A 23,677-nucleotide genomic window follows, 5' to 3' on the forward strand; every position below is an offset into this window, starting at 1 on the left:
CGGTTTTACAGTCTTGGACATGGTGATGAACAGCGCAATGTGCGCCGTTTGCCAGACAGGAGATCAAAAATGTTGATGGTTCGTAAATCTGCCGATCGTGGCCATGCTGACCATGGCTGGCTGCGCTCCAACCACAGTTTCTCGTTTGCCGGCTACTACGACCCCCGCTTCATGGGCTGGGGCAATCTGCGCGTGATCAATGAAGACCGGGTGGCACCGGGCAAGGGCTTTGGCACCCATGGCCACCGCGACATGGAAATCATCAGCTATGTGCTGGAAGGCAACCTGGCCCACAAGGACAGCATGGGTCACATCGAAGGCCTGCCACCGGGCGATGTGCAGCGCATGAGCGCCGGCACCGGCGTGCAGCACAGCGAGTTCAACCATGCCAGCGGCCAGGAAACGCATTTTCTGCAGATCTGGATCGAGCCCGATCGCAAGGGCATTGCGCCCAGCTATGCACAAAAGACGTTTGCGGATGCGGACAAGCGCGGCCAGCTGCGCCTGGTGGTGTCTCCCGATGGGGCCGACGGCTCGCTGACGATGAACGCCGATGCGCGCATGTATGCCGGATTGCTCGATGGCGATGAAGAGGCCAGCCTGCGCCTGGCGCCCGGACGCAAGTCCTATGTCTATGTGGTGCGGGGCGATGTGTCGGTGAACGACACGGCGTTGCACACCGGGGATGCGGCCTATCTGGACCAGGAGACATCGCTGCGCCTGGCGCAGGCCCGCGATGCCGAAGTGCTGGTATTTGATCTGGCTGCCTGATGCACAGGGGGGCTGCCATGGAGGGCCGCCCCCGTGTGGCGCAGGTGTGGGTGTTGGTAGTAGTGGTGGTGTTATTTCAAGGAGAAAAATATGAATGCTTTGCAAAATCCTTTGGCCCTGCTGGGCCGCATTCTGATTGCCTGGTTCTTTATCATTCCAGGCTGGGGCAAGTTGACCGGCTTTGCCGGCGCCGTAGGCTATGCCCAATCGGCAGGCATGCCGATGCCCGAGGTGGGGGTGGTCGTGGGCCTGGCGATCGAGATTCTGGGTGGTCTGGCGCTGCTGCTGGGCCTGGGTACGCGCTATGCCGCAGCCATTCTGGCGATCTTTACGTTGGCTGCGACGGTGATCTTCCATGCCTACTGGTCGGTTCCCGCCGAGGCTGTGATGGTCACCAAGCTGCTGTTCAACAAGAACATCGCCATCGTCGGCGGGCTGCTGGCCTTTGCCGCCTTTGGGGCCGGCGCATGGAGCCTGGATGCCAAGCGCCACGCTGCTTGATCGCCTGCAGCATGCCGAGCCGGGCAGCAGCCTAGCGGTCAGGTCTCGGTCTTGAGCGCCGTCTTGCGCAGGCCGTCATCGACGGCGCGGCGCTCGTCAAACACAAAGCAGCTGCCCTGGTAGCCGCTGCCATCGGTTTCCTCAAAGTACTTGAGGATGCCGCCTTCGAGTTGGTAGACATGCGTCAGGCCTTCTTCCTGCATCAGGATGGCGGCCTTTTCGCAGCGGATGCCACCGGTGCAGTAGCTGACCACGGTCTTGCCGGCCAGCTCCTCCCGGTGCGCCCGCAGCTGTGCGGGGAACTCGGTGAACTTGCGCAGCCGCCAGTCGATCGCGCCGACAAAGGCGCCTTCGTCCACCTCGTAGTCGTTGCGGGTGTCCAGGGTGACCACCGGGCGGCCCTGGTCATCATGGCCTTGCTGCAGCCAGCGCTGCAGATCGCGGGGGCTGACCGATGGTGCCCGGCCATGGGCAGGGCGAATGGCCGGGTGGTCCATGCGGATGATCTCCGGCTTGACCTTGACCAGCATCTTGCGAAACGGCACGGTCTGCGACCAGCTCTCCTTGGGCTGTACGTCGGCAAAACGTGGGTCCTGGCGCAGCGCATCCACCCAGGCATGTACCGCCTCGGCGGGGCCAGCCAGAAAGAAATTGATGCCTTCCTCGGCCAGCAATACCGTGCCCTTGAGCGCCAGATCGGCCGCGCGCCGGGCCAGCAGCTCGCGCAGCGCCTCACAGTCAGGCAGGCTGATGAACTTGTAGCAGGAGATGTTGAGAATCGAGGACACGGTGGTTTCTGGCAAAGCTTCGGGGATGAAATAGCCGCCTGTGCCGGAGTGCATGGCGGGCGGCTATTTTAGCCAGGGTAGCGCTGGCCGCTGGTCAGGCCCCTGTGGCAGCGCCCGAATCGCTAGATCGCATACTCGATGCCGTCATCGCTGTGCGCGCGGTTCATCGCTTGCATAAACTCGGCATCGGTGCGGTACATGCGCAGATGCGGATTGTCCTGCAGCAGGCCGGCGCGTTGGAGGCGGGCTTCGACGGGCAGCTTCATGCCGACGATATGCAGCATGCCGCCGCGCTTGGCAGCCATGCGCTCCAACCGCACAAAGGCTTCGACGCCGGTGATGTCGATCTGGTTCATCGGCTGGGCCAGCAGCGCCAGTTGCCGGTAGTGCGCGTGCTGGGTCCACAGGTTGGCGGCGCGCTCCTCGAGCGCTGCTGCCGATGCAAAGTCCAGCTCCGAATCCATGCGCAGGGCCAGCAGGTCCGGGGCCAGCGCAGGCAATTGCCACAGATGGCGGTCGCGCAGGCTGCCGTCCGGGTGCAGGCCGACCTCCACAATGCGCGGGTGCAGCCGGTTGTAGAGAAAGTAGCAGGAGCTGAGCAGGATGCCCGAGAGCACGCCCCAGTAGATGCGCGGTGCCGTCAGCAAGGTGATCCCGAAAGTGGCGACCGCAATGCATCCTTCGACGCGCGAGATCTTGAACAGATAGAGCAGGGCGCGCGGCTTGACCAGGTTGGCGACGGCCGTCATCACAATCGCGGCCAGTGCCGCCTGCGGCACATGGTAGAGCGCCGGGATGAACCACAGCACCACGCTGACGACCAGCAAAATCGAGAACACATTGGCGTAGCCGGTCTTGGCACCGGCCAGCAGATTGACGGCCGAGCGCGAGAACGAGGCGCTGGTGGCAAAGCTGCCGAACAGGCCGGCGCTCATCTTGGACAGGCCTTGCGCCACCAGCTCCTGGCTGCTGTCCCAGCGTGTACCCGCCTGTTGGTGCTCGACCTGGGCGCTGGAGGCGGTCTCCAGTGCGCTGACCAGCGAAATCACCAGCACCGGCATGACGAGCAGGCCAAACTGCGACCAGTCCAGCATCCCCGGCCAGACCAGGTGCGGCAGGCCAGTGGGCAGGTGGCCGACCACCGCGCCGCCTTTGTCGGCAAAGTCGGTCAGCCAGCTGATCAGCCCGGTGCCGGCGATGACGAACACCGCCGACGGGAAGGCCGGGCGCCACTTCTTGCCCAGCACCAGGATGGCAATGCTGGCCAGACCCAGCAGGATGGAGCGCCAGTCAAACAGCCCCAGCGACGGGTTGTCCCAGACGGTAGCCCAGTCGCTGCGCATACCCAGCAAACTGGGCAGTTGCGAGGCCAGGATCAGCAGCGCGGCAGCCTGGGTGAAGCCGGCCAGCACCGGTGAGGTGACGAGGTTCAGCAGCCAGCCGGCACGCACCAGGCCCAGGCTCAGTTGCACCAGGCCGGCCAGGATGGCCATCCAGGCGGCCAGCACCACCCACTGGGCCGAGCCCGGTTCGGCCATGCCGGTCAGCGATGCACCGATCAGCAAGGCGCTCAGTGCGGTGGGCCCGACACCCAGCCGAGGGGACGGGCTGAAAAGAATGGCCACGGCCGCCGGGATCATCGATGCATAGATCCCCGTGATCAGCGGCATGCCCGCCAGATGCGCGTAAGCCACCCCTTGGGGCACCAGCATCAACCCGACCGTGATGCCGGCCATGAATTCACCACGCAAGAGCTGTGGGGTAGGCCTGGGCCAGCGCAGGAACGGAAAGATACGGTGAATCAGGGTGGGCTGCATGGCTGCATTGTCGCCGCATCAACCCCGTCTTGCAGCGTGTCTCCTGCGCCCGCGCGACTGCGGGCAGTGGCCTGGGCCATCCCTCGGGCTGATCGGCGGCCGGAGTTTGTGAAGCATTGCCAAGCCCTGGTATCTGATCGGTATCGCTTGCCGCAGCTTGTTGCAATGGCTTGGCAAGCGGCGGCCGCGCCGCGACAATCGTCAGCGCAGACCAGGCCTTGTCTGCGCGCCGCCGCTGCTTGTATCTGTTTGCCTTTGCCTTTGCTTTCCATGCCCATGATCCGCCGCTTCACCCCGCTTCAAGCCATCGCCATCGCAGCGCTGGTGCTCGCTGCGCTCGGCGCTGGCCTGGCGGCACTGTGGCAGTCCGGGGCCTTGCAGCAGGGCTGGGGCTGGAGCCAGGGACTGGCACACACACTGGACGCCTCGGGCCAGCGGGCCAGCCAGGCCGTTGAGCGCGCAGCCCAGTCCAACCGCCAGCGCGCCGACGACGATGCGATCACCTCCCAGGTGGTGGATGCGCTGGCCGCCTCGCAAAGCCCTGACCTGCTGGCGCTGCAGGTGGAGACCTCCCACGCAATGGTCACGTTGCGTGGCACGGTCTCCTCCCAACCGCTGCTCGACCGTGCGGTGGCGATTGCGGGCAGTGTGCTGGGGGTGCATGGCGTTTTCAGCCTGATCCAGGTGCATGCCGATGCGCTCGGATGAGCAGCCCTGCCGTGCGGCAGTCCCTGCCTGGCCCATGGCATTAGTACCCGTGTGGCCCGCCCCCATGGCAGTTGGCCGCATAATGCCGCCCAACACCGAAGGTGCCGGTTGTGCATGCAGAACCGGGCACCGCTCTTCATATCCGGCAGCCTTGGGCCTGCCTTTCTCTACCTCCGTTTGCCGCCATGCACCAGCACGACCACTCCCATGACCACGACCATGGTCACTGCGACCACGCGCACTGCCAGCACCACCATGCCCACGGCCCCAAGCATATTTATGTGTACTCTCCCTCGGGGGCGGTGCGTGACAAAAAGGCGTTCAAACGCGCGGTGAAACGCCTGGAGGCCATGGGGCACCAGGTGGAGGTGGACCAGGATGCGCTCGCCTCCAGCACGCGTTTTGCCGGCGACGATGACACGCGCCTGGCGGCGATCACGCGCGCCTGCCAAAGCGGCGCCGATGTGGCCATGATCAGCCGGGGCGGCTATGGACTCTCACGCCTGTTGCACCGCCTGGACTATGAACAGATCGCCCAGGCTGTCGCCTCCGGCACGCGTTTTGTCGGCCTGAGCGATTTCACCGCATTCCAATTGGCGCTGTATGCCAGGACCCGCGCGGTGACCTGGGCCGGCCCGGCGCTGGTGGGCGATTTTGGCGCCGAAGAGGGCGTCGATGACATCATGCAGGATTGCTTTGAAGACCTGCTGAGCGGGGCTGGCGAAGGCGCTGGCTGGCGGCTGGTGCCGGAAAAGGCGGGCACGGTGACGGGCGCGTCAGCCTCGGACGATGTCTACATCCCCAAGGCGACGCTGTGGGGCGGCAACCTGGCGATGATCGCATCCCTGGTGGGCACACCGTACCTGCCCAAGGTCAAGGGCGGGGTACTGTTCATCGAGGATGTAGGCGAGGCGCCCTACAAGGTGGAGCGTATGCTGACCACCTTGCTGCACGCCGGCGTGCTGGCCCAGCAAAAGGCCGTGGTGTTTGGCCAGTTCAGTGACTACCATCTCAATGCGCATGACAAGGGCTTCAAGCTGGCCAGCGTCGTGCAGTGGCTGCGCACGCAGATCGAGGCGCCGGTGTTCACCAACCTGCCTTTTGGCCATGTGCCGACCAAGGTGCTGCTGCCGTTGGGCGCCCAGGTTTCGCTGAGTGTTGAAGGCCGGGACGCATTGATTTATTGGGGCCATCAATAAGCATCCACCGCCAGCAGCCGCAGGCTTTGACCGCGATTTGTCACAGGCTCCATGTGTTGGAATCTTAACAATTCGTAAGCTCCACGACGGGCTCAAGACTGGTCGGGCATGCTGGTTTGCAGTGTAATATGCATGGTCGCCATTGATGCATAGGCCGGCGTTGCTCCTGGGGAGGAGGTAGCGACGGCCGTAACAAGAAAATCCATGACAACTGTCGCCACCGTGGTATTCATCGATATCTCGGGCAGTACCGCATTGTTCGAAACCTTGGGCAATGAACGCGCTGCGCGAGCCGTCGCGGGCATGACGGACGCCTTCAAGCAGGTCGTCGTGCAGGCGGGGGGCCGCGTCATCAAAACGCTCGGCGATGGTGTGCTGGCCATTTTCAACAGCAGTGCGTTGGCCGTCAGCGCCATGACGATGCTGATGCGCCGCCATTATGGGCAATGGGATTCGCTGCCCCCCTCGCAGAAATTCCATGTGCGCGTGGGCATGAGTACCGGTGAAGTGGTGCTGATGGAAGGCGACTGCTATGGCGACTCGGTCAACATGGCAGCGCGTCTGTGTGAGAAGGCCGGCCACCGCGAGGTCTGGGCTGCAGCCTCGACGATGGAGTCCGGCGCCCGCGCCGACACGGTGTTTGTGCCGATGGGCTGGATGGATGTGCGTGGCAAGGCCGAGCAGCAAATGCTCTACCAGGTGCAATGGATCGAGCCGGAAGCCCAGGACGTCGTCACCGCCTACGACTCGGTATTGCCGATGAAGCCCGAAGCCGTGGTGCAGATGCGCCTGCGGCTGGCATCGGGCGGCCTCGAGCGCTTTTTCAGCACCCAGGAGATGCCGATCTTTGTCGGACGCTCATCCGATTCGGAGTGGGTCGTGCTGGACCGGCGTGTCTCCCGCCAGCATGGCCGCATCGACTGGCGCAGCGGCAATGTCATCTACACCGATCTGAGCCGCTATGGTACCTGGGTGAGCTTTGGTGCCAACCCTGCCACCGCCGTGCGGCGCGAGTCGGTGCAGCTGCACGGGATGGGCGTGATGTACTTTGGCGTGTCACCCGAGGACCCGACCGCGCCGAGCACGGCGTTCTCGGTCACGCCGGTCTGAGGCATACCCCTGGCTGGCGCATCGATAGGCGTCGCCGGGCGCAACGCCGGTGTGTTCATGTTTGCGGCGCTTGCAGCGCGGCCAGTGCCGTCTCGATGCTTGCTGCCGTCGTGGGCCGCACCACGCGCGCCACTTCCTGCCCATTGCGCAGCATCACCAGCGTGGGCCAGAGCTTGATGCGGTAGCTGCGGCCCAGCGGCCGGCCTGGGCCGTCTTCCACTTTCAGATGACGGATATCTGCGCGCGGTGCCAGTGCCTGCTCGATCAAGCCTTGTGCCCCCAGGCAATGCGGGCACCAGGGGGTGCCAAATTCCAGGACGGTCAAGCCCGCTTGGGTATCGATGTCGGAGCGCTGGGGCTCCTGGCTGAGGTGCTGTGCCGAGTAGGTCAAAAGGCGGCTCCAAAGTAGGGATGCTGATCTGGTCTGTTATAGCACCGGCACAGTCCGTTTCCGTCAGCGCCAGTCACTTGTGCGGCGGTGGCATGTCCTGCAGACGAGCCAGCTCTTCAGGCGTATTGGCGTTATAAAAGGCCTGGGCATCGTCAAATGGCACGAGGCAATGGCCATGCTGCGCTGCCCATTGCCGCAGTTTGCGCCCGCCGCCGGCCACAAATTGCCGCACGCTACCCGCCAGGCTGGCGTGGATCAGGCAGAACGTGGGTTGCAAAACCGGGCGTGTGCTGCCGGCCTCGTCGGGCGGTGTGCAGGCCATCGCAATCGGGCAGCCCTGGGCGGCAGTGGCCTGCGCCAGGCGCCGGGCCAGGTCCTGCGGAAAATAGGGTGTGTCGCAGGCTACCGTCAACAGCCATGGCGTTTGGCAGGCCGCCAGGCCGGCGGCAAATCCTGCCAACGGGCCTGCGTAGGCTTCGGTGTCCGGCAAATGCAGGTCTGCCACCACCGGGTAGCCCAGCGCGCGGTAGGTATCCAGGTGGCGATTGGCGTTGATGAGCAGCGGGCCCACTTGGGGCTGCAGCCGTTGGGCGCAATGCCATGCCAGCGCCTGGCCGCCCAGCAGTTGCAGGCCTTTGTCTGCCCCGCCCATGCGCGAGCCCTGGCCGCCCGCCAGTACCAGGCCGGTGATGTGTTCAGGGGGAATGGCGACGACAGAAGAGGGCATGGTCGGCAAAGGCAGCAGGTACTGAGGCGATCTGGTGGTGGCATCCATCAGAAGGGCGCGATGGCGCTGTCAGCCCCCGATATAGCTCATCTCCACGCGCTGGCGCTGCTGGGCGATCTCGGGGTGTTGGCTACGCCGCTCGCTGTAGTTGTCGCTGCGCTGGCCCCAGACCTGGGCAATGGCCTGGCGAATATCGCTGTCGCTCGCGCCATTGCGCAGCAACGCGCGCAGGTCCCAGCCTTCGCTTGCAAACAGGCACAGAAACAGCTTTCCCTCGGTGGACAGGCGTGCGCGGTTGCAGTCGTGGCAGAAGGCATGCGTGACGCTGCTGATCAACCCAATCTCTCCCAGGCTTGGATCATGCCGGCCGTTGGCACCGACATAGCCCCAGCGCACCGCCGTCTCTCCAGGCGCAGTCGCGGACAAGGGGGTCAGTGCAAAAGCCGACTGCAGGCGCTCCAGCACCGCATCCGAGGGCAGCACTTCTTCAAGCCGCCAGCCATTGGTGGCGCCGACATCCATGAACTCGATAAAGCGCAGGGTGACGCCGCTGCCGCGAAAGTGGCGCGCCATCGCGACGATCTCGTGGTCATTGACACCCCGCTTGACCACCATGTTCACCTTGATGTTGGCAAAACCCATGGCCTGCGCGGCCTCGATGCCCTGCAGCACGGTGGCGACCGGAAAGTCCATGTCGTTCATCTGGCGGAACAGCGGATCGCTCAGGCTGTCGAGGCTGACGGTCAGCCGCTTGAGCCCGGCGTCTTTGAGCGCACGGGCCTTGCGTGCCAGAATGGAGCCATTGGTCGTCAAGGTCAGGTCCATCGGCGCGCCGTCCAGCGTCTGCAGCTCGGCCAGCTGGGCAATCAGCGCTTCGAGGTTTTTGCGCAGCAGCGGCTCGCCGCCGGTGATGCGCAGCTTGCCGACGCCAAGTTGCGAAAACAGGCGCGCAGTACGGGTGATCTCCTCGAAACTGAGCAAATCGCCATGCGGCAGATACACGTGGTCCTTGTCGAACACATCCTTGGGCATGCAGTAGCTGCAGCGGAAATTGCAGCGGTCTGTGACGCTGATGCGCAGATCCCGCAGCGGCCGCTGGCGCAGGTCGTGCACCGCATTGCCGTGCGGCAGTGCGACGCCGGCCGGTGCGGGCATAGCCAGAGCTGTATCGCGCAGACGCAGGTCAACCAGGGAAATAACAGGACGATCCATGGCCGAATGGTACTAGAGGGCGCCTTCCGATGTGGCCTTGCGGTTATGCGCTGCCTTGCCAAGCAGCAAAAAGTACCAATCCCCGGTTGCCGGTGGCCCGAGTTGGTGTATGGTTCGCCCCCTTGTTCTCTTTTGCTTTGCGTGATTTTTGCCATGACCTTGCCCAGCCATTCCTCTTCTTCACCCGCCCCATTGGATGTCGCGGTTATTGGTGGCGGCCCGGCTGGCTTGATGGCGGCGCACCGTCTGGCGCAGTCCGGTCTGCAGGTGACGGTGTATGACGCGATGCCGTCGGTGGGGCGCAAGTTCCTGCTCGCAGGGCGCGGCGGGCTCAACCTCACCCATTCGGAGCCGATGGCACCGTTTGTCGGGCGTTATGGGCGTCAGCAGGCGGTGGTCGCATCCTGGCTGCAGTATTTTGGCGCTGCCGAAGTGCAGGTCTGGGCGCAGGATTTGGGTGTCGAGACCTTTGTAGGTACCTCGGGCCGGGTGTTCCCGAAAGACATGAAAGCGGCGCCGCTGCTGCGCGCCTGGCTGGTGGCCATGCGGGCCGCAGGCGTGCGTTTTGCAATGCGCCACCGCTGGCTGGGCTGGGATGATGCAGGCGCGCTGCGCTTTGCGGTGCCCGATGGCGAGACCGCCGTGCAAGCCCGGGCCACCGTGCTGGCGCTGGGCGGAGGAAGCTGGGCACGCCTGGGATCGGACGGCGCCTGGATGCCGCTGCTGGCGCAGGCGGGCGTCAGCACCGTGGCACTGGAGCCCGCCAACTGCGGTTTTGATGTGCGCATGCTGCCATCGGCCCATCGCGAGACCGCACCCGGCTGGTCGCCATTTTTTGCCAGCAAGTTTGCCGGCCAACCCTTCAAATCGGTGGCCATCCGTTTTGACGATGGCAGCGAAGCGGGCTTTGCACGCCGAGGAGAATTTGTGGCGACTGACTCGGGCGTGGAAGGCAGCCTCATCTATGCGGTGTCCGCTCCGCTTCGCGAGGCCATCAAGGCCCAGGGGAGTGCAACGTTTTTTGTCGACCTGCTGCCCGATCACAGCGCGGAGCGCGTGCTCGCCGAGGTCCGCCACCCGCGCGGCTCGCGCAGCCTGGCCAGCCATCTCAAGGGCCGGCAGGGGCTTGACGGCATCAAGGCGGCACTGCTGTTCGAGGTGTTGGGCAAGGAGGGCATGCAGGATGCGCAGAAACTGGCAGCCACCATCAAGGCGGCTCCCATCACCGTCACCGCTCCCCGCCCGATGGATGAAGCGATCAGCACTGCCGGGGGCGTGGCGTTCTCCGCGCTGTCGCATGACCTGATGTGCCATGCCCGGCCGGGGCTCTTTTGCGCGGGCGAGATGCTGGACTGGGAAGCGCCGACCGGTGGCTATCTGCTGACCGCCGCGTTGTCGAGCGGCGTGCGCGCGGCGCAGGGTGTTGCGCATTTTCTCAAGGGCTGATCCCACCGCAGCGGTAGCAGCTATGCGGACGCTGCGGCCAGCCCGTTCTTGAAATGCAGCTTCACGCAGGCGCGTGCTGCCTGGCTGTCATGCGTGGCCAGCGCCTGCATCAGCGCCCGGTGCTCCCGCAGCGATTCCTCGATGCGGCCGGATTTGAACAGCGAGTTGTGGCGGTTGAGCTTCATCACCTTGCGCAAGTCGGCGACCATCTGGCTGAGCCATTTGTTGTCCAGCATCTCCAGCACGCGCATATGAAACTGCTCATTGGCCATAAAGAACGCATCGCGCTCATGGACGGCAGCTTCCAGCGCGTCGTGCAGGCCTTGTAGCTCAGCGATCTGCTCGGCGCTGGCGCAGCTGGCCAGTTCGGCGGCCGCATCGCTTTCCAGCAATGCGAGCAGGTGGTAGACCTGGAGCAGGTCTTTTTGCGACACCTCAGTCACATAGGCGCCACGGCGCAGCTTCATGGTGACCAGGCCCTCGGTCGCCAAAACCTTCAAGGCCTCGCGCAAAGGCGTGCGGCTGATGCCTATTTCTTCGGCAATCTTCAACTCATCGATCCAGCTGCCCGGCGGCAGCTGGTGCGCAAAAATGCGTTGCCGCAGTAGCTCGGCAACGTCCTGGTACAGCGCGCGTGGCGCAAAATTGGGGAGGCTCATCGGTGGCGCCATTGTACAGAAGGCGACTGAAATTCAAAATTCTGCATTCATAATTATGAATAATGTACACTTGCCTGGTGGCCGTGCGTAGGCCAATATGCATTGTCTATAACGTATTCCGAGCTTGAGACATGACTGATTCCGCGAAGCACAACACTGCATCCGAGTTCCCCAAGGCCGACCGCGCTGCCTGGGACAAGGCCGCCAGCAAATCCGCCCCGGGTGGCGATGTCACCAACCTCAATTGGCTGACGCCCGATGGAATCACGGTCAAGCCGCTCTATACCGCTGCCGATACCGCCGACCTGCCTTTTGCCGATACCTTGCCGGGCTTTGCGCCGTATCTGCGCGGCCCGCAGGCCACGATGTACGCGGTGCGCCCCTGGACCATTCGCCAGTACGCCGGCTTTTCGACGGCCGAAGAGTCCAATGCCTTCTACCGCAAGGCGCTGGCGGCGGGCGGCCAAGGCGTGTCGGTCGCCTTTGACCTGGCCACCCACCGTGGTTACGACAGTGACCACCCGCGCGTGACGGGTGACGTCGGCAAGGCCGGTGTAGCGATCGATTCGGTCGAGGACATGAAGATCCTGTTCAACAGCATTCCGCTGGACAAGGTCTCGGTGTCGATGACGATGAATGGCGCGGTGCTGCCGGTGCTGGCCGGCTATGTGGTGGCGGCCGAAGAGCAGGGCGTTGCGCAGGACCAGCTGTCGGGCACGATCCAGAACGACATTCTCAAAGAGTTCATGGTGCGCAACACCTACATCTATCCGCCCAAGCCGAGCATGCGCATCATCGGCGACATCATCGAGTACACGAGCCAGAACATGCCCAAGTTCAACTCGATCTCGATCAGTGGCTACCACATGCAGGAAGCCGGCGCCAACCAGGCGCTGGAGCTGGCCTTTACCTTGGCGGACGGCAAGGAATATGTGAAAACCGCCATCGCCAAAGGCATGGACGTGGATGCCTTTGCCGGGCGCCTGTCCTTCTTCTGGGCGGTGGGCATGAACTTCTACCTCGAAATCGCCAAGATGCGGGCCGCCCGCCTGCTGTGGTGCCGCATCATGACCGGTTTCGACGCGAAGAACCCCAAGAGCCTGATGCTGCGCACCCACAGCCAGACCAGCGGCTGGAGCCTGACCGAGCAGGACCCCTATAACAATGTGGTGCGCACCACCATCGAGGCGATGGCCGCCGTGTTTGGCGGCACGCAGTCTTTGCACACCAATGCGCTCGACGAAGCGATTGCGCTGCCCACCGAGTTCAGCGCCCGCATTGCGCGCAACACCCAGCTCATCATCCAGGAAGAGACCCACATCACCAATGTGATCGACCCCTGGGCTGGCAGCTACATGATGGAAAAGCTGACCCAGGACATGGCCGATGCCGCCTGGAAGATCATCGAGGAGGTCGATGCCATGGGTGGCATGACCCAGGCGGTAGACAGCGGCTGGGCCAAGCTCAAGATCGAGGCCGCTGCGGCAGAGAAGCAGGCGCGCATCGATTCGGGCAAGGAAGTGATTGTCGGCGTCAACAAATACAAGCTTGCTAAGGAAGACCCGGTCGATATTCTGGAAGTGGACAACGTCAAGGTGCGCGACAGCCAGATTGCGCGCCTGAACCAGATCAAGGCCACGCGCGATGCGGCTGCGGTCGACAAGGCACTGCAGGCACTGAGCGCTGCTGCCGAGTCCGGCGAAGGCAATCTGCTGGATCTGGCGATCCAGGCCGTTCGGCTGCGTGCCACCGTCGGAGAAGTCTCCGACGCACTGGAAAAATCCTTTGGCCGCCACCGCGCCGATACGCAGAAGGTGACCGGCGTCTACGCGGCCGCCTATGACTCGGCCGAAGGCTGGGAAAACCTCAAGGGCGAGATTGCTGCCTTTGCCGAAGCGCAAGGCCGCCGCCCCCGCGTGATGATTGCCAAACTCGGCCAGGACGGCCATGACCGGGGGGCCAAGGTGGTCGCCACCGCCTTTGCCGATCTGGGCTATGACGTCGACATGGGCCCGTTGTTCCAGACCCCCGAGGAATGCGCCCGCCAGGCCATCGAGAACGACGTGCATGCCGTCGGCGTCTCGACCTTGGCCGCCGGCCACAAGACGCTGGTGCCCGCGATCATCGAAGAGCTCAAGAAGCAGGGTGCCGACGACATCATCGTCTTTGTCGGCGGCGTGATCCCTGCGCAGGACTATGACTATCTGTACAACGCCGGCGTCAAGGGCGTCTACGGCCCGGGCACACCGATCCCGGCCAGTGCCAAGGATGTGCTGGAGCAGATCAAGGCCAGCTTGACGGCTTGAAATAAGGTATATACCATTGATATATATCGCATCCTGAAAGCGCCACATGTCTGACCTCGCCATCGCCAAAATCTTCATGAACGGTCGCAGCCAGGCCGTTCGTCTGCCCAAGGAGTTCCGCTTCGACACCGACGAGGTGACTGTCGAGCGCCAGGCAGATGGCTCGGTGGTCTTGCGGCCCGTGCCCGCCGATGCGCATGCAGCTTGGCTGGCGCGGCTCGACCGTTTGGTGGGGCGCTTCGAAGGCATGCCCGAGGAGATCGAGCGCGACAAGACGCCTCCGCGTGACATCGGTCTTGACTGATCCGGACTGTGACGCGCTGACCTATGCCCCGTTACTACTTGGACACCAATATCTGCATCTATGCCTGGCACCGCCAGCATGCAGCCGTGCTCCATCGCATGCGGACCGTGGACCATACCCGGATGGTGATACCTGCATTGGTCGCAGCGGAGCTGGCCAGTGGTGCCATGCGCAGCACTTATCCGGAGCGCAACCGGGCGTTGATGGAGGAGGCCCTGTCGCTGTTTTGCATTGAGCCTTGGGGCGGTGATGCCATCTGGCATTACGGTGCGCAATCTGCCCGCTTGCGCAAGGCGGGCACGCCCATTGGTGCCATCGACTTGATGATTGGCTGCCAGGCCCTGGCCGACCCTGATGGCGTTCTGGTCACACACAACGTCCGCGAATTTGAGCGCATCGCAGGCTTGCGGATCGAAGACTGGATGGAGGCAGCGGTATGAAGCTTTCTTTTGCCCCGATGGACAGCAGCGATTTCGAATCGCTGTTCGCGCTGCGCGTAGCCGCCATGCGCCCCAGCCTGGAGCGGCTGGGCATCTTCAACATGGACCATGCCCGCAAGCGTTTTCAGCGCCAGTTCGAGCCGCAGTACATGCAGCACATCTGTGTGGATGAGGGCGCAGGCGAGGGCCCTCAGCGCGCAGGGCTGCTGACCTTGGTGCCCTATGGCGATGGCCGGCTGAAACTGCAGCACCTGTACCTGCTGCCGGCCTGGCATAACCGCCGCATTGGCGACTGGGCGCTGCAGCAGGTGCAAACCCAAGCGCGCCGCGAAGGCCGCGCGGTGTGGTTGAAGGTGCTCAACCAGAGCGATGCGATCCGTTTCTACGAGCGCCACGGCTTTGTGCAGACGGGCGGCGATCCGATTGACCTGTTGTACCAGTGGACCCCGGCGTAGAGGTAGTGGATATGGTGTTGGCGAAACAAATGATGGTTGCCTGCGCTTGTTGCGCAGAGGCTTTGCAGCTATGTGGCGGCAGGGCGGCGGCATGAATACCGAGGTTGCCGAGCGCGTTGCCGCCATTACGCAAGGGGACAACCCGGCGCTGCAGCGCCGCGCGATGGCCAAGGCCATCACCTTGCTGGAATCCACCCGTGCCGACCACCGTGCGCTGGGTGACGCGCTGCTGACGGCGCTGTTGCCGCACACCGGCCAGTCCTTTCGCCTGGGCATCAGTGGCGTGCCGGGCGTGGGCAAATCGACGTTTATCGAAACCCTGGGGCTCTATCTGATCGGCAAGGGCCTGCGTGTGGCCGTGCTGGCGATCGATCCGTCGTCCACGGTGTCAGGCGGCTCCATCCTGGGTGACAAGACGCGCATGGAGCAACTGTCGATGCGTACTGAAGCCTATATCCGCCCCAGCCCGTCGAGCGGCACGCTGGGCGGCGTGGCAGAGAAGACACGCGAGGCCGTGCTGGTCTGCGAAGCGGCAGGCTATGACGTGGTAATGGTCGAGACCGTCGGCGTTGGCCAAAGCGAGATTGCGGTGCATGGCATGACCGACATGTTCTGCGTGCTGCAGCTGCCCAATGCCGGCGATGACCTGCAGGCCATCAAAAAAGGCGTGATGGAGCTGGCTGATCTGGTGGTCATCAACAAGGCCGATATCGACCCGAATGCAGCCACCCGTGCGCAGGCGCAGATCACCTCCAGCCTGCGCTTGCTGGGCATGCATGGCAGCCATGACCCTGGGGCACGCGGTGCGCTGTGGCAGCCCCGGGTGATACAGATCAGCGCGCTGCTGGGCGATGGTGTGGAGGCCTTTTGGGAGGCCGTCAGCAGCTACCGCCAGATGCAGACCAGCAATGGCTGCCTGGCGATGCGGCGCGAAAAGCAGTCGCTGGCCTGGATGTGGGAGCGCATTGACCATGGGCTCAAGCTGGCGTTTCGCAGCCACCCTGCCGTGCGCGATATGCTGCCTGCTGTGCAGCAGCAAGTCGCATCGGGCCAGTTGGCGGCATCGACGGCGGCCAGAAACCTGCTGCAGGCGCAAAGCGGTGCAGCGATGATTCAGAAAGCGGATTGACCCGGGTTGCGAGCCCGGATCAAGACAGAGAGACAACCTAGCAAGCTTCAAGGATGGAACATGCAAGATATCTTGGAACAACTGGAGAAAAAGCGTGAACTCGCCCGCCTCGGCGGCGGGCAAAAGCGCATCGATGCACAGCACAAGAAGGGCAAGCTGACCGCGCGCGAACGCATCGAGCTGCTGCTCGATGACGGCACCTTCGAAGAGTGGGACATGTTCGTCGAGCACCGCTGCACCGACTTCGGCATGGAAGAGACCAAGATCCCCGGCGATGGCGTGGTCACCGGCTACGGCATGATCAATGGCCGTCTGGTCTTTGTGTTCAGCCAGGATTTCACCGTGTTTGGCGGCGCGCTGTCCGAGACCCATGCCGAGAAGATCTGCAAGGTGATGGACCAGGCGATGAAGGTCGGCGCGCCAGTCATCGGCCTCAACGATTCGGGCGGCGCCCGCATCCAGGAAGGCGTGGCATCGCTGGGCGGCTATGCCGATGTGTTCCAGAAGAATGTGCTGGCCTCGGGCGTGGTGCCACAGATCTCGATGATCATGGGCCCCTGCGCCGGTGGCGCGGTCTACTCGCCGGCGATGACGGACTTCATCTTCATGGTCAAGGATTCGAGCTACATGTTTGTCACCGGCCCCGACGTGGTCAAGACCGTGACGCATGAACAGGTGACCGCCGAAGAGCTGGGGGGCGCGCTGACCCACACCAGCAAGAGCGGTGTGGCCGACATGGCGTTCGACAACGATGTCGAGGCGCTGATGATGCTGCGCCGCCTCTACAACTACCTGCCGCTGAACAACCGCGAAAAGGCACCGGTGCGCGCGACGACCGATCCGGTCAGCCGTGCCGATATGTCGCTTGACACGCTGGTGCCCGAGAACCCGAACAAGCCCTATGACATGAAGGAGCTGATCGCCAAGACCGTCGATGATGGCGATTTCTTTGAGCTGCAGCCCGAGTACGCCAAGAACATCCTGATCGGCTTTGCCCGCATGGCCGGCCAGACCGTCGGCATTGTGGCCAACCAGCCGCTGGTGCTGGCCGGCTGCCTGGATATCAAGAGCTCCATCAAGGCGGCCCGCTTTGTGCGCTTTTGCGATGCCTTCAACATCCCGGTGGTCACCTTTGTCGATGTGCCCGGCTTCATGCCTGGCACCAGCCAGGAATACGGCGGCATCATCAAGCACGGTGCCAAGCTGCTGTATGCGTATGCCGAATGCACGGTGCCAAAAATCACCGTCATCACCCGCAAGGCCTACGGCGGTGCCTATGACGTGATGGCCTCCAAGCACCTGCGCGGTGATGTGAACCTGGCCTGGCCACAAGCGGAAATCGCGGTCATGGGCGCCAAGGGGGCTGTCGAGATCATCTTCCGCGAAGACAAGAACGACCCGGACAAGCTCTCCAAGCGCGAGGCCGAGTACAAAAGCCGCTTTGCCAACCCCTTTGTTGCGGGCGCCCGGGGCTTCATCGACGATGTGATCCTGCCGCACGAGACGCGCAAGCGCATCTGCCGCAGCCTGGAAATGCTCAAGAACAAGCAGCTTGAGAACCCCTGGCGCAAGCACGGCAATATCCCGCTGTAAGCGCCGCAGGCCCGATGCGTCCCACCCCCGCCACACCCCGCATGGCCGCAACGCGGCTGGCGCAGCGATTGCAGGCGCGCCGCCTGTTGGCGCTGCGCTTGCTGTGCGCGGCCGTGGCTGGCGTTGCCGGGGCCGTGTGGGCGCAAGCTCCTGCCATTTCGCGGGCGGCACCGGGCACCGGTTGCGTCGCTCGCAGTGGCGCGCCGCTGGCCCAGTCCACGCAGTATGTGTTCTCGTACCAGGGAGGCTGCGAAAACGGCCTGGCCCAGGGCGAGGGACGGGCGCAATGGCTGCCGCGCGGCGATGCCGCTGCGGCGCCGGTGGTGTGGCAGGGCCGCTTTGACCGGGGGATTTTCCTCAGCCGCCCGGCAGCGCGCGCTGCCCGGCCCCTGGCCGACAGCCAAGTGCTGCTCGATCTGGGGCCCTTGGCGGACAGCGAAGGCAAGGGCGGGCGCCTGTGGGTGCAGGCGGCATTGGATGGCAACACGCCGGCCGATGCCTGTGCACCGGTGGCGCTGCATGTGCTGGTGGACATCCATTCACCGCTGGGCTCCGAGCAGGTGGCCAGGCAGTGGCTGCAGGCGGCCTTGCAGCACTGGCAGCGTGCCTGCCCCGCTGCAGCGCAGAACCTGGTGCGGCTGATGCTGTACCAGGGCTTTGAGCTGGCGGCCGATGCCGATGGCCATCTGCCCGCGCCGGTGGTGCGGGCCACGGCCTCGCTGCAGGGGCGTGAGCTGCTGTTCCAGCAGTACAGCAACAACGCAGCGGCGCAGCAGCAGCACAATGCCGGCCAGCCTGAGCAGCAGCGTGAGTACAGCGCCAATGCCCAGCGGCTGCAGGCGATGGTGCGCCAGTACCAGGCCCGGCGCGTGGTGGACCTGCCTACCCTGGACAAAAACCTGGCCAGCTTGCGCGGCCAGGTGGTGCTGGTGGGTGTGCGGCCCGAGCGCATCCTGTCGCGCAGGCTGGCGACGGTGCGCACGGCCCACCGCGATGGCTGGGACGGCACGGCAGCCGTGGTCGAAGGCCAGGAGATTGCCCGCTGGGGCAAGGACAGCCGCCTGCTGGCTGTGAAGGTGCAAGGGCGTTCGACCGATGTGCGCACGCAGGACCAGGTGATGCTGCAGCTGCTGGGCAGTGCGCGCTGCAGCGAGATCGATTGCGAAGACTATCTGCTCATGCCCGGCGGGCAATGGGCGCATGACAAGGCGCTGCCGTAAGCACGGCAGCAGGGTGGCCAACCGAGAGATTCAACAAAGAGACGACAACCATGTTCAGCAAAATCCTGATTGCCAATCGCGGCGAGATTGCATGCCGCGTGATCGCCACGGCCCGAACCATGGGCATTCAGACCGTTGCGGTCTACTCCGATGCGGACAAGGACGCGCGCCATGTGAAGCTGGCCGATGAGGCCGTGCATATTGGCGCGGCTCCGAGCCGCGAATCCTACCTGCTGGCTGACCGCATCATCGATGCGGCCCGCAAGACCGGCGCGCAGGCCATCCACCCGGGCTATGGTTTCCTGTCCGAGAACGAAGCCTTTGCCAAGCGCTGCGAAGACGAGGGCATTGCCTTTATCGGCCCCAAGGCGCATTCGATTGCTGCGATGGGCGACAAGATCGCGTCGAAGAAGCTGGCCAACGAAGCCAAGGTCAACACCATCCCAGGCTACAACGATGCCATCGAGAACGCAGAAAAAGCGGTGGGCCTCGCGCAGGGCATTGGCTACCCGGTGATGATCAAGGCATCGGCCGGCGGCGGCGGCAAGGGCCTGCGCGTGGCCTACAACGACAAGGAGGCGCTGGAGGGCTTTACCGCCTGCCAGAATGAAGCCCGCAACAGCTTCGGCGATGACCGGATCTTTATCGAGAAGTTCGTGCAGGAGCCGCGCCATATCGAGATCCAGATCCTGGGCGACAGCCATGGCAATGTGGTCTACCTGAACGAGCGCGAATGCTCGATCCAGCGCCGCCACCAGAAGGTGATCGAAGAGGCGCCATCGCCCTTCATCAGCGATGCCACCCGCAAGGCCATGGGCGAGCAGGCGGTGGCGCTGGCCAAGGCGGTGCAGTACCAGAGTGCGGGCACGGTGGAGTTTGTCGTCGGCAAGGACCAGGACTTCTACTTTCTGGAAATGAACACCCGCCTGCAGGTGGAGCACCCGGTGACCGAGTGCATCACCGGCCTGGATTTGGTCGAGCAGATGATCCGCGTGGCGGCAGGCGAGAAGCTGTCCTTCAGCCAGGCCGATGTGAAGCGCGATGGCTGGGCGATCGAATGCCGCATCAATGCCGAGGACCCGTTCCGCAACTTCCTGCCATCGACCGGCCGCCTGGTGCGCTTTGAGCCGCCCAAGCAGACCATGTGGCAGGCCGATACCGCCCATCTGCAAGGTGTGCGCGTCGATACCGGTGTGTACGAGGGCGGCGAGATCCCCATGTACTACGACTCGATGATTGCCAAGCTGATTGTGCATGGCAAGGACCGCAACGAGGCGATTGCGAAGATGCGCGAGGCGCTCAACGGCTTTGCGATCCGTGGCATCAGCTCGAACATCCCCTTCCAGGCAGCGCTGCTGGCCCATCCCAAGTTTGTCTCGGGCCAGTTCAACACCGGCTTTATCGCCGAGCACTATGGCCATGGCTTCCATGCCGAGGACGTGCCCCATGAGGACACCGATTTTCTGGTGGCGCTGGCGATGTTCCGCAACCGCCGCTACCGCGCGCGAGCCTCCACCATCAGCGGCCAGATGCTGGGCCACCAGGTGCGTGTGGGCCACAGCTACACGGCCGTGGTGCTGGGCGCCGAAGGCCAGCACCGCTTTGTGTCGGCCGAGGTGACCGATTTTGACGACGAAGCCCGCGTCTGCAAGGTCAGCATTGGCGACAAGGTCTACCAGTTCAGCAGCGAAGCGGTGCTGCGCGATGTCGTCACCCACGGCACCTGCAACGGCCAGCCCTTTACCGCCCAGATCGAGCGCGGCACGGCCAAGAACCCGCTCGCGCTGCGCGTGATCCACAATGGCACGCAGCGAGACATCCTCGTGCTGTCCGAGCGCGGCGCCGCGCTCTACCAGCTGATGCCGTACAAGGCGCCACCGGATCTGTCCAAGTTCCTGCTCTCGCCCATGCCCGGCCTGCTGGTCGATGTGGCGGTGCAGCCAGGCCAGAAGGTGCAGGCCGGCGAGAAGCTGGCGGTCATCGAGGCGATGAAGATGGAGAACATCCTGTTTGCGACGCAGGACGGCGTGGTCAGCAAGGTGAGTGCCGCCAAGGGCAATTCGCTGGCGGTAGACGATATCATCCTGGAGTTCGAATGATCTGACTGCCTTGCCCGCATGCAGACCCGCTGCCCCGCAGCGGGTTTTTTTTGTGGGCCAGGAAGGGTGTACGAGGGAATGGGAATGCAACGAGCTTTGTTGGCCTTGGCCGCGCTGGTGCTGCTGGGGCTGGGCGCCGTGCCATTGGCGGCCGGGCACTTTCACCTGGGGGTGCTGGTGCCTGTGGGGCTGGGCCTGGCCGGTGGCTACCTGGCCTGGCGCTGGTGGGCGGTGCAGGCCTGGTGCGCGGCTGCGCCCTGGCGTCGCGCATGCTGGCGTGCCGCCTGGTTAGGCTTGGCCTTGTGGGTGGTCAGCGTGGGCTGGCTCTGGCAGCGCATTGCCGGCCTGGGGCAGCCACCGGCGACCACGACGCCGGTGGCTGCGATCGTGGTGCTGGGCAGCGGAACGCAAGACGGCAAGCCGCGCCCGGCGCTCGCCATGCGGCTGGATACCGCCGCACAGCTGGCGGCCTTGCAGCCGCAGGCGGTGCTGGCAGTGACCGGCGGGGTGGACTTTGGGCAGGACGAGAGCGAGGGCGCCATCATGGCGCGTTACCTGGCCCAGACCCATGGGCTGGACCCTGCGGCGATGGTGGTGGAAGCGCGCAGCACCAGCACCGTGCTCAACCTGGAATGGACCGGCCCCCTGCTGCAGCAGCGCGGCGTGGATCTGGCGCAGCCCATTGCGATTGTCAGCAGCGACTTTCACCTCTGGCGCGCGCTGCAGATTGCCCGCAGCCAGGGCTTTGGCCAACCCATTGGCGTGGCGGCCCCGACACCGTTGCTGACCCGGTTCAACGTCTGGCTGCGCGAGTACTTTGCGGTGGCCAGCAGCTGGGCCTTGGGGGAGTGGTAGCGGTTTGAGACTTGAACAGGTACTCAGGTGCTGGCGCGCCGCACCAGGTGGTAGCCCAGATCCAGCCGGTTCTGCGTCACTGGCTGGCCTTGCACCAGCTGCAGCAGCATCGTGGCGGCCTCGGCACCAATGGCGCTGCGGGGGGTGTGGATGGTGGTCAGCGGCGGCACCATCTGCGCGCTGCCGGGCAGGTCGTTGAAACCGGCAATCGCGATTTGCGCGGGCACGGCCAGCCTCAGGCGGTTGGCAGCCAGCAGCGCGCCCTGGGCCAGGTCATCGTTGCAGAAAAATACCGCATCCACGCCGCTGTCCAGCTGCAGCACCTGCTCCAGCAGCTGCGCGCCCAAGGCCAGCGACGAGCGCTCGGGACTCAGAATCTCCAGCCCCGGGTCGGCCAGGCCCGCCCGCTGCAAGGCCTGGCGGTAGCCCTGCAGGCGCTGCATCACGCGGGCATCCAGCTGGGCGCCGCAAAAGGCGATGCGGCGGTAACCCTGGGCCAGCAGGTGCTCCGTCATCGTCACACCGGCATCCACCTGCGAAAAGCCCACGCTGTGCATGCCAGCGGCAGCGCTGGCCGGGTGCAGTTCCATCAGATGCACGCAGGCCGTGCCACTGGCTGCCAGCAACTGCGCACTGCCGGCGCTGCGTTCATAACCGGTCAGCATCAGGCCGGCAGGGCGCATTGGCAGGTAGGCGCGCAGCAACTGCTCTTCTTCAGCGGCGCTGTAGTGCGATACCCCAATCAACAGGTGGTACCCGGCGGCAAACAGCACCTTGTGCGCCGCTTCGATCAAATCCACAAACAAGGTATTGCTGAGCAGGGGCACGATGACCAGCACCTGGTTGCTTTTCTGCGATGCCAGCGCGCGCGCGGCCGGGTCGGGCACATAGCCCAGGCGCAAAGCCACCTCGCGCACCTTGTCGGCCAGCGCCGCTGCCACCCGGCGTTCGCCGCGCAGCGCGCGCGACACCGTCATCGGGCTCACCCCAGCGGCATCTGCCACATCCTGCAAGGTGACCCGGCCGCTGGCACGCGAGCGGCGGCCAGCGGGCTCGGCCACTGGCGCGGGCAATGGGGTGGAAGAGGGCAGGGGCAAGCAATTCTCCGGTCGAGTCGGCAAGCAATATCCGGTATGATAGCGCTATCCCAGTTTGATGGGGAGGAAGGCAGTGCCTGCAGCCGTCTCAAATGCAAAGTTGATTGCTGAATCGGCTTGTTCAAGAGGCGTCATCCAAGGGCAGTGCTTATTTTTTACCTGTATTGGATAGCGCTAACCCAATGACCATGTCCTCTAGTGATTCTTCGCGTCGGCGTCCTGTAGCTCTGGTGGTGATGGGGGTGTCGGGATGCGGCAAATCCAGCGCCGGTGAAGCCATTGCAACGCAGCTGGGATGGCGCCTCGTCGAAGGCGACAGCTACCATGCGGCCGAAAGTGTGGCCAAGATGCAGGCGGGCATTGCGCTGACCGATGCCGACCGTGCAGGCTGGCTGCAGCGCCTGGCGCAGTTGCTGGCAGAGGCGGATGATGGCGGGGGTGTGGTGCTGACCTGTTCGGCGCTCAAACGCCAGTACCGGGAGTTGCTGCGCGCGTCCCAGGCCCGGCTCGGCTTTGTGTTTCTGGATCTCAGCTACGAGACGGCCCTGGCACGGGTGCAGCAGCGCGCGGGGCATTTCTTCTCGCCCGAGCTGGTGGCCAACCAGTTTGCGACGCTGGAAGACCCCCGCGAGGAGGCGCAGGTATTGACTGTGGATGCCGACACCCCACTGGGGCACATAGCCCAGCAAGTGCAGCAGTGGCTCGATGCCCAGCAGCCTTGAGATGGTCAACAGGCTCTAAGTGCTGACAAAGCCTGGTGCCAGCGCCGCATGCAGCGGCTGTGCTATAAAAATTACATAAACAAGGGGATGCTGCAGCCATGGCTGCAGGCCCCGGCAATGCAAAGGAT

The 23,677-nt window shown here is 64.2% G+C and carries 23 protein-coding genes; 16 read left to right on the forward strand and 7 right to left on the reverse strand.

What is annotated here, in order from left to right:
• Positions 1-69: 69 nt before the first annotated feature.
• Positions 70-771 (forward strand): pirin family protein, encoded by a 702-nt coding sequence (locus ACHWUQ_RS16535; RefSeq protein WP_312409051.1) that lies wholly within the window; start codon positions 70-72, stop codon positions 769-771.
• 90 nt (positions 772-861) lie between these two features.
• Positions 862-1,272: a DoxX family protein gene (locus ACHWUQ_RS16540; RefSeq protein WP_394681792.1), complete on the forward strand. Its 411-nt coding sequence runs from the start codon at positions 862-864 to the stop codon at positions 1,270-1,272.
• A gap of 38 nt (positions 1,273-1,310) precedes the next feature.
• On the opposite strand, the gene ACHWUQ_RS16545 is transcribed toward ACHWUQ_RS16540, so the two are convergent.
• Together ACHWUQ_RS16545 and ACHWUQ_RS16550 are read right to left on the reverse strand one after the other, a co-directional pair.
• The gene (locus ACHWUQ_RS16545; protein WP_394681837.1) at positions 1,311-2,060 is read right to left on the reverse strand and encodes a sulfurtransferase; all 750 of its coding nucleotides are present in this window, start codon (positions 2,058-2,060) and stop codon (positions 1,311-1,313) included.
• A 122-nt stretch (positions 2,061-2,182) separates the two neighbouring features.
• Entirely contained in the window at positions 2,183-3,877 is a 1,695-nt protein-coding gene (locus tag ACHWUQ_RS16550) for a SulP family inorganic anion transporter (RefSeq protein ID WP_394681793.1), read from the reverse strand.
• Positions 3,878-4,147: 270 nt separating this feature from the next.
• On the opposite strand from ACHWUQ_RS16550, the gene ACHWUQ_RS16555 reads away from it, so the two are divergent.
• The 3 genes from ACHWUQ_RS16555 (at position 4,148) to ACHWUQ_RS16565 (ending at position 6,894) form a co-directional block, all read left to right on the forward strand.
• Positions 4,148-4,585 (forward strand): BON domain-containing protein, encoded by a 438-nt coding sequence (locus ACHWUQ_RS16555; RefSeq protein ID WP_394681794.1) that lies wholly within the window; start codon positions 4,148-4,150, stop codon positions 4,583-4,585.
• 185 nt (positions 4,586-4,770) lie between these two features.
• Positions 4,771-5,784 carry an LD-carboxypeptidase gene (locus ACHWUQ_RS16560; RefSeq protein ID WP_394681795.1) on the forward strand — a complete coding sequence of 338 codons (1,014 nt, stop codon included), beginning with the start codon at positions 4,771-4,773 and terminating at the stop codon, positions 5,782-5,784.
• Positions 5,785-5,988: 204 nt separating this feature from the next.
• The gene (locus tag ACHWUQ_RS16565) at positions 5,989-6,894 is read left to right on the forward strand and encodes an adenylate/guanylate cyclase domain-containing protein (RefSeq protein ID WP_312409055.1); all 906 of its coding nucleotides are present in this window, start codon (positions 5,989-5,991) and stop codon (positions 6,892-6,894) included.
• Between the two features lie 55 nt (positions 6,895-6,949).
• On the opposite strand, the gene ACHWUQ_RS16570 is transcribed toward ACHWUQ_RS16565, so the two are convergent.
• The 3 genes from ACHWUQ_RS16570 to moaA form a co-directional block, all read right to left on the reverse strand.
• Entirely contained in the window at positions 6,950-7,285 is a 336-nt protein-coding gene (locus tag ACHWUQ_RS16570) for a thioredoxin family protein (RefSeq protein ID WP_394681796.1), read from the reverse strand.
• A gap of 73 nt (positions 7,286-7,358) precedes the next feature.
• Positions 7,359-8,012, reverse strand: a complete 654-nt coding sequence (gene mobA, locus ACHWUQ_RS16575) for a molybdenum cofactor guanylyltransferase MobA (RefSeq protein ID WP_312457847.1) — start codon at positions 8,010-8,012, stop codon at positions 7,359-7,361.
• A gap of 69 nt (positions 8,013-8,081) precedes the next feature.
• The gene (gene moaA / locus ACHWUQ_RS16580; RefSeq protein WP_394681797.1) at positions 8,082-9,224 is read right to left on the reverse strand and encodes a GTP 3',8-cyclase MoaA; all 1,143 of its coding nucleotides are present in this window, start codon (positions 9,222-9,224) and stop codon (positions 8,082-8,084) included.
• A gap of 153 nt (positions 9,225-9,377) precedes the next feature.
• Here moaA and ACHWUQ_RS16585 point away from each other — a divergent pair, with 153 nt between their 5' ends.
• Complete coding sequence (locus ACHWUQ_RS16585; RefSeq protein WP_394681798.1) at positions 9,378-10,670, forward strand: TIGR03862 family flavoprotein; 1,293 nt, start codon at positions 9,378-9,380, stop codon at positions 10,668-10,670.
• Positions 10,671-10,690: 20 nt separating this feature from the next.
• Here ACHWUQ_RS16585 and ACHWUQ_RS16590 read toward each other — a convergent pair whose 3' ends face one another.
• Positions 10,691-11,329: a GntR family transcriptional regulator gene (locus tag ACHWUQ_RS16590; RefSeq protein ID WP_394681799.1), complete on the reverse strand. Its 639-nt coding sequence runs from the start codon at positions 11,327-11,329 to the stop codon at positions 10,691-10,693.
• Between the two features lie 131 nt (positions 11,330-11,460).
• Between ACHWUQ_RS16590 and scpA the strand changes: the two genes are divergently transcribed.
• The 9 genes from scpA (at position 11,461) to ACHWUQ_RS16635 (ending at position 21,730) form a co-directional block, all read left to right on the forward strand.
• Positions 11,461-13,635, forward strand: a complete 2,175-nt coding sequence (gene scpA / locus ACHWUQ_RS16595) for a methylmalonyl-CoA mutase (RefSeq protein ID WP_373450262.1) — start codon at positions 11,461-11,463, stop codon at positions 13,633-13,635.
• A gap of 46 nt (positions 13,636-13,681) precedes the next feature.
• Entirely contained in the window at positions 13,682-13,939 is a 258-nt protein-coding gene (locus ACHWUQ_RS16600; RefSeq protein WP_394681800.1) for an antitoxin, read from the forward strand.
• A 23-nt stretch (positions 13,940-13,962) separates the two neighbouring features.
• Positions 13,963-14,379 (forward strand): type II toxin-antitoxin system VapC family toxin, encoded by a 417-nt coding sequence (locus tag ACHWUQ_RS16605; RefSeq protein WP_312528466.1) that lies wholly within the window; start codon positions 13,963-13,965, stop codon positions 14,377-14,379.
• Complete coding sequence (locus tag ACHWUQ_RS16610; protein WP_394681801.1) at positions 14,376-14,834, forward strand: GNAT family N-acetyltransferase; 459 nt, start codon at positions 14,376-14,378, stop codon at positions 14,832-14,834. The genes ACHWUQ_RS16605 and ACHWUQ_RS16610 overlap by 4 nt, the downstream gene beginning before the upstream one ends.
• Before the next feature lie 91 nt (positions 14,835-14,925).
• A complete protein-coding gene (gene meaB / locus ACHWUQ_RS16615) occupies positions 14,926-15,963 on the forward strand; it encodes a methylmalonyl Co-A mutase-associated GTPase MeaB (protein WP_394681802.1) in 1,038 nt (345 codons plus the stop codon).
• A gap of 60 nt (positions 15,964-16,023) precedes the next feature.
• The gene (locus tag ACHWUQ_RS16620) at positions 16,024-17,556 is read left to right on the forward strand and encodes an acyl-CoA carboxylase subunit beta (RefSeq protein WP_394681803.1); all 1,533 of its coding nucleotides are present in this window, start codon (positions 16,024-16,026) and stop codon (positions 17,554-17,556) included.
• Positions 17,557-17,570: 14 nt separating this feature from the next.
• Positions 17,571-18,776, forward strand: coding sequence for a hypothetical protein (locus ACHWUQ_RS16625; RefSeq protein WP_394681804.1), 1,206 nt, complete (start codon positions 17,571-17,573; stop codon positions 18,774-18,776).
• 50 nt (positions 18,777-18,826) lie between these two features.
• Complete coding sequence (gene accC, locus ACHWUQ_RS16630; RefSeq protein ID WP_394681805.1) at positions 18,827-20,875, forward strand: acetyl-CoA carboxylase biotin carboxylase subunit; 2,049 nt, start codon at positions 18,827-18,829, stop codon at positions 20,873-20,875.
• A gap of 84 nt (positions 20,876-20,959) precedes the next feature.
• Positions 20,960-21,730 (forward strand): YdcF family protein, encoded by a 771-nt coding sequence (locus ACHWUQ_RS16635; protein ID WP_394681806.1) that lies wholly within the window; start codon positions 20,960-20,962, stop codon positions 21,728-21,730.
• Between the two features lie 23 nt (positions 21,731-21,753).
• On the opposite strand, the gene ACHWUQ_RS16640 is transcribed toward ACHWUQ_RS16635, so the two are convergent.
• Positions 21,754-22,827, reverse strand: a complete 1,074-nt coding sequence (locus ACHWUQ_RS16640) for a LacI family DNA-binding transcriptional regulator (RefSeq protein WP_394681807.1) — start codon at positions 22,825-22,827, stop codon at positions 21,754-21,756.
• Between the two features lie 188 nt (positions 22,828-23,015).
• Here ACHWUQ_RS16640 and ACHWUQ_RS16645 point away from each other — a divergent pair, with 188 nt between their 5' ends.
• Positions 23,016-23,549: a gluconokinase gene (locus tag ACHWUQ_RS16645; protein WP_312457914.1), complete on the forward strand. Its 534-nt coding sequence runs from the start codon at positions 23,016-23,018 to the stop codon at positions 23,547-23,549.
• Positions 23,550-23,677: the final 128 nt, after the last annotated feature.

This window comes from uncultured Comamonas sp. (assembly GCF_964277875.1).
GTDB classification, from domain to species: Bacteria; Pseudomonadota; Gammaproteobacteria; order Burkholderiales; family Burkholderiaceae_C; genus Comamonas; species Comamonas sediminis.

Bases quoted from the DNA above. Each gene is read 5' to 3' on its own strand.
- ACHWUQ_RS16535 (WP_312409051.1), top strand. From the start codon at position 70: ATGTTGATGGTTCGTAAATCTGCCGATCGTGGCCATGCTGACCATGGC.
- ACHWUQ_RS16540 (WP_394681792.1), top strand. From the start codon at position 862: ATGAATGCTTTGCAAAATCCTTTGGCCCTGCTGGGCCGCATTCTGATT.
- ACHWUQ_RS16550 (WP_394681793.1), bottom strand. From the start codon at position 3,877: ATGCAGCCCACCCTGATTCACCGTATCTTTCCGTTCCTGCGCTGGCCC.
- ACHWUQ_RS16555 (WP_394681794.1), top strand. From the start codon at position 4,148: ATGCCCATGATCCGCCGCTTCACCCCGCTTCAAGCCATCGCCATCGCA.
- ACHWUQ_RS16560 (WP_394681795.1), top strand. From the start codon at position 4,771: ATGCACCAGCACGACCACTCCCATGACCACGACCATGGTCACTGCGAC.
- ACHWUQ_RS16565 (WP_312409055.1), top strand. From the start codon at position 5,989: ATGACAACTGTCGCCACCGTGGTATTCATCGATATCTCGGGCAGTACC.
- mobA (WP_312457847.1), bottom strand. From the start codon at position 8,012: ATGCCCTCTTCTGTCGTCGCCATTCCCCCTGAACACATCACCGGCCTG.
- moaA (WP_394681797.1), bottom strand. From the start codon at position 9,224: ATGGATCGTCCTGTTATTTCCCTGGTTGACCTGCGTCTGCGCGATACA.
- ACHWUQ_RS16585 (WP_394681798.1), top strand. From the start codon at position 9,378: ATGACCTTGCCCAGCCATTCCTCTTCTTCACCCGCCCCATTGGATGTC.
- ACHWUQ_RS16590 (WP_394681799.1), bottom strand. From the start codon at position 11,329: ATGAGCCTCCCCAATTTTGCGCCACGCGCGCTGTACCAGGACGTTGCC.
- scpA (WP_373450262.1), top strand. From the start codon at position 11,461: ATGACTGATTCCGCGAAGCACAACACTGCATCCGAGTTCCCCAAGGCC.
- ACHWUQ_RS16600 (WP_394681800.1), top strand. From the start codon at position 13,682: ATGTCTGACCTCGCCATCGCCAAAATCTTCATGAACGGTCGCAGCCAG.
- ACHWUQ_RS16605 (WP_312528466.1), top strand. From the start codon at position 13,963: ATGCCCCGTTACTACTTGGACACCAATATCTGCATCTATGCCTGGCAC.
- ACHWUQ_RS16610 (WP_394681801.1), top strand. From the start codon at position 14,376: ATGAAGCTTTCTTTTGCCCCGATGGACAGCAGCGATTTCGAATCGCTG.
- meaB (WP_394681802.1), top strand. From the start codon at position 14,926: ATGAATACCGAGGTTGCCGAGCGCGTTGCCGCCATTACGCAAGGGGAC.
- ACHWUQ_RS16620 (WP_394681803.1), top strand. From the start codon at position 16,024: ATGCAAGATATCTTGGAACAACTGGAGAAAAAGCGTGAACTCGCCCGC.
- ACHWUQ_RS16625 (WP_394681804.1), top strand. From the start codon at position 17,571: ATGCGTCCCACCCCCGCCACACCCCGCATGGCCGCAACGCGGCTGGCG.
- accC (WP_394681805.1), top strand. From the start codon at position 18,827: ATGTTCAGCAAAATCCTGATTGCCAATCGCGGCGAGATTGCATGCCGC.
- ACHWUQ_RS16635 (WP_394681806.1), top strand. From the start codon at position 20,960: ATGCAACGAGCTTTGTTGGCCTTGGCCGCGCTGGTGCTGCTGGGGCTG.
- ACHWUQ_RS16645 (WP_312457914.1), top strand. From the start codon at position 23,016: ATGTCCTCTAGTGATTCTTCGCGTCGGCGTCCTGTAGCTCTGGTGGTG.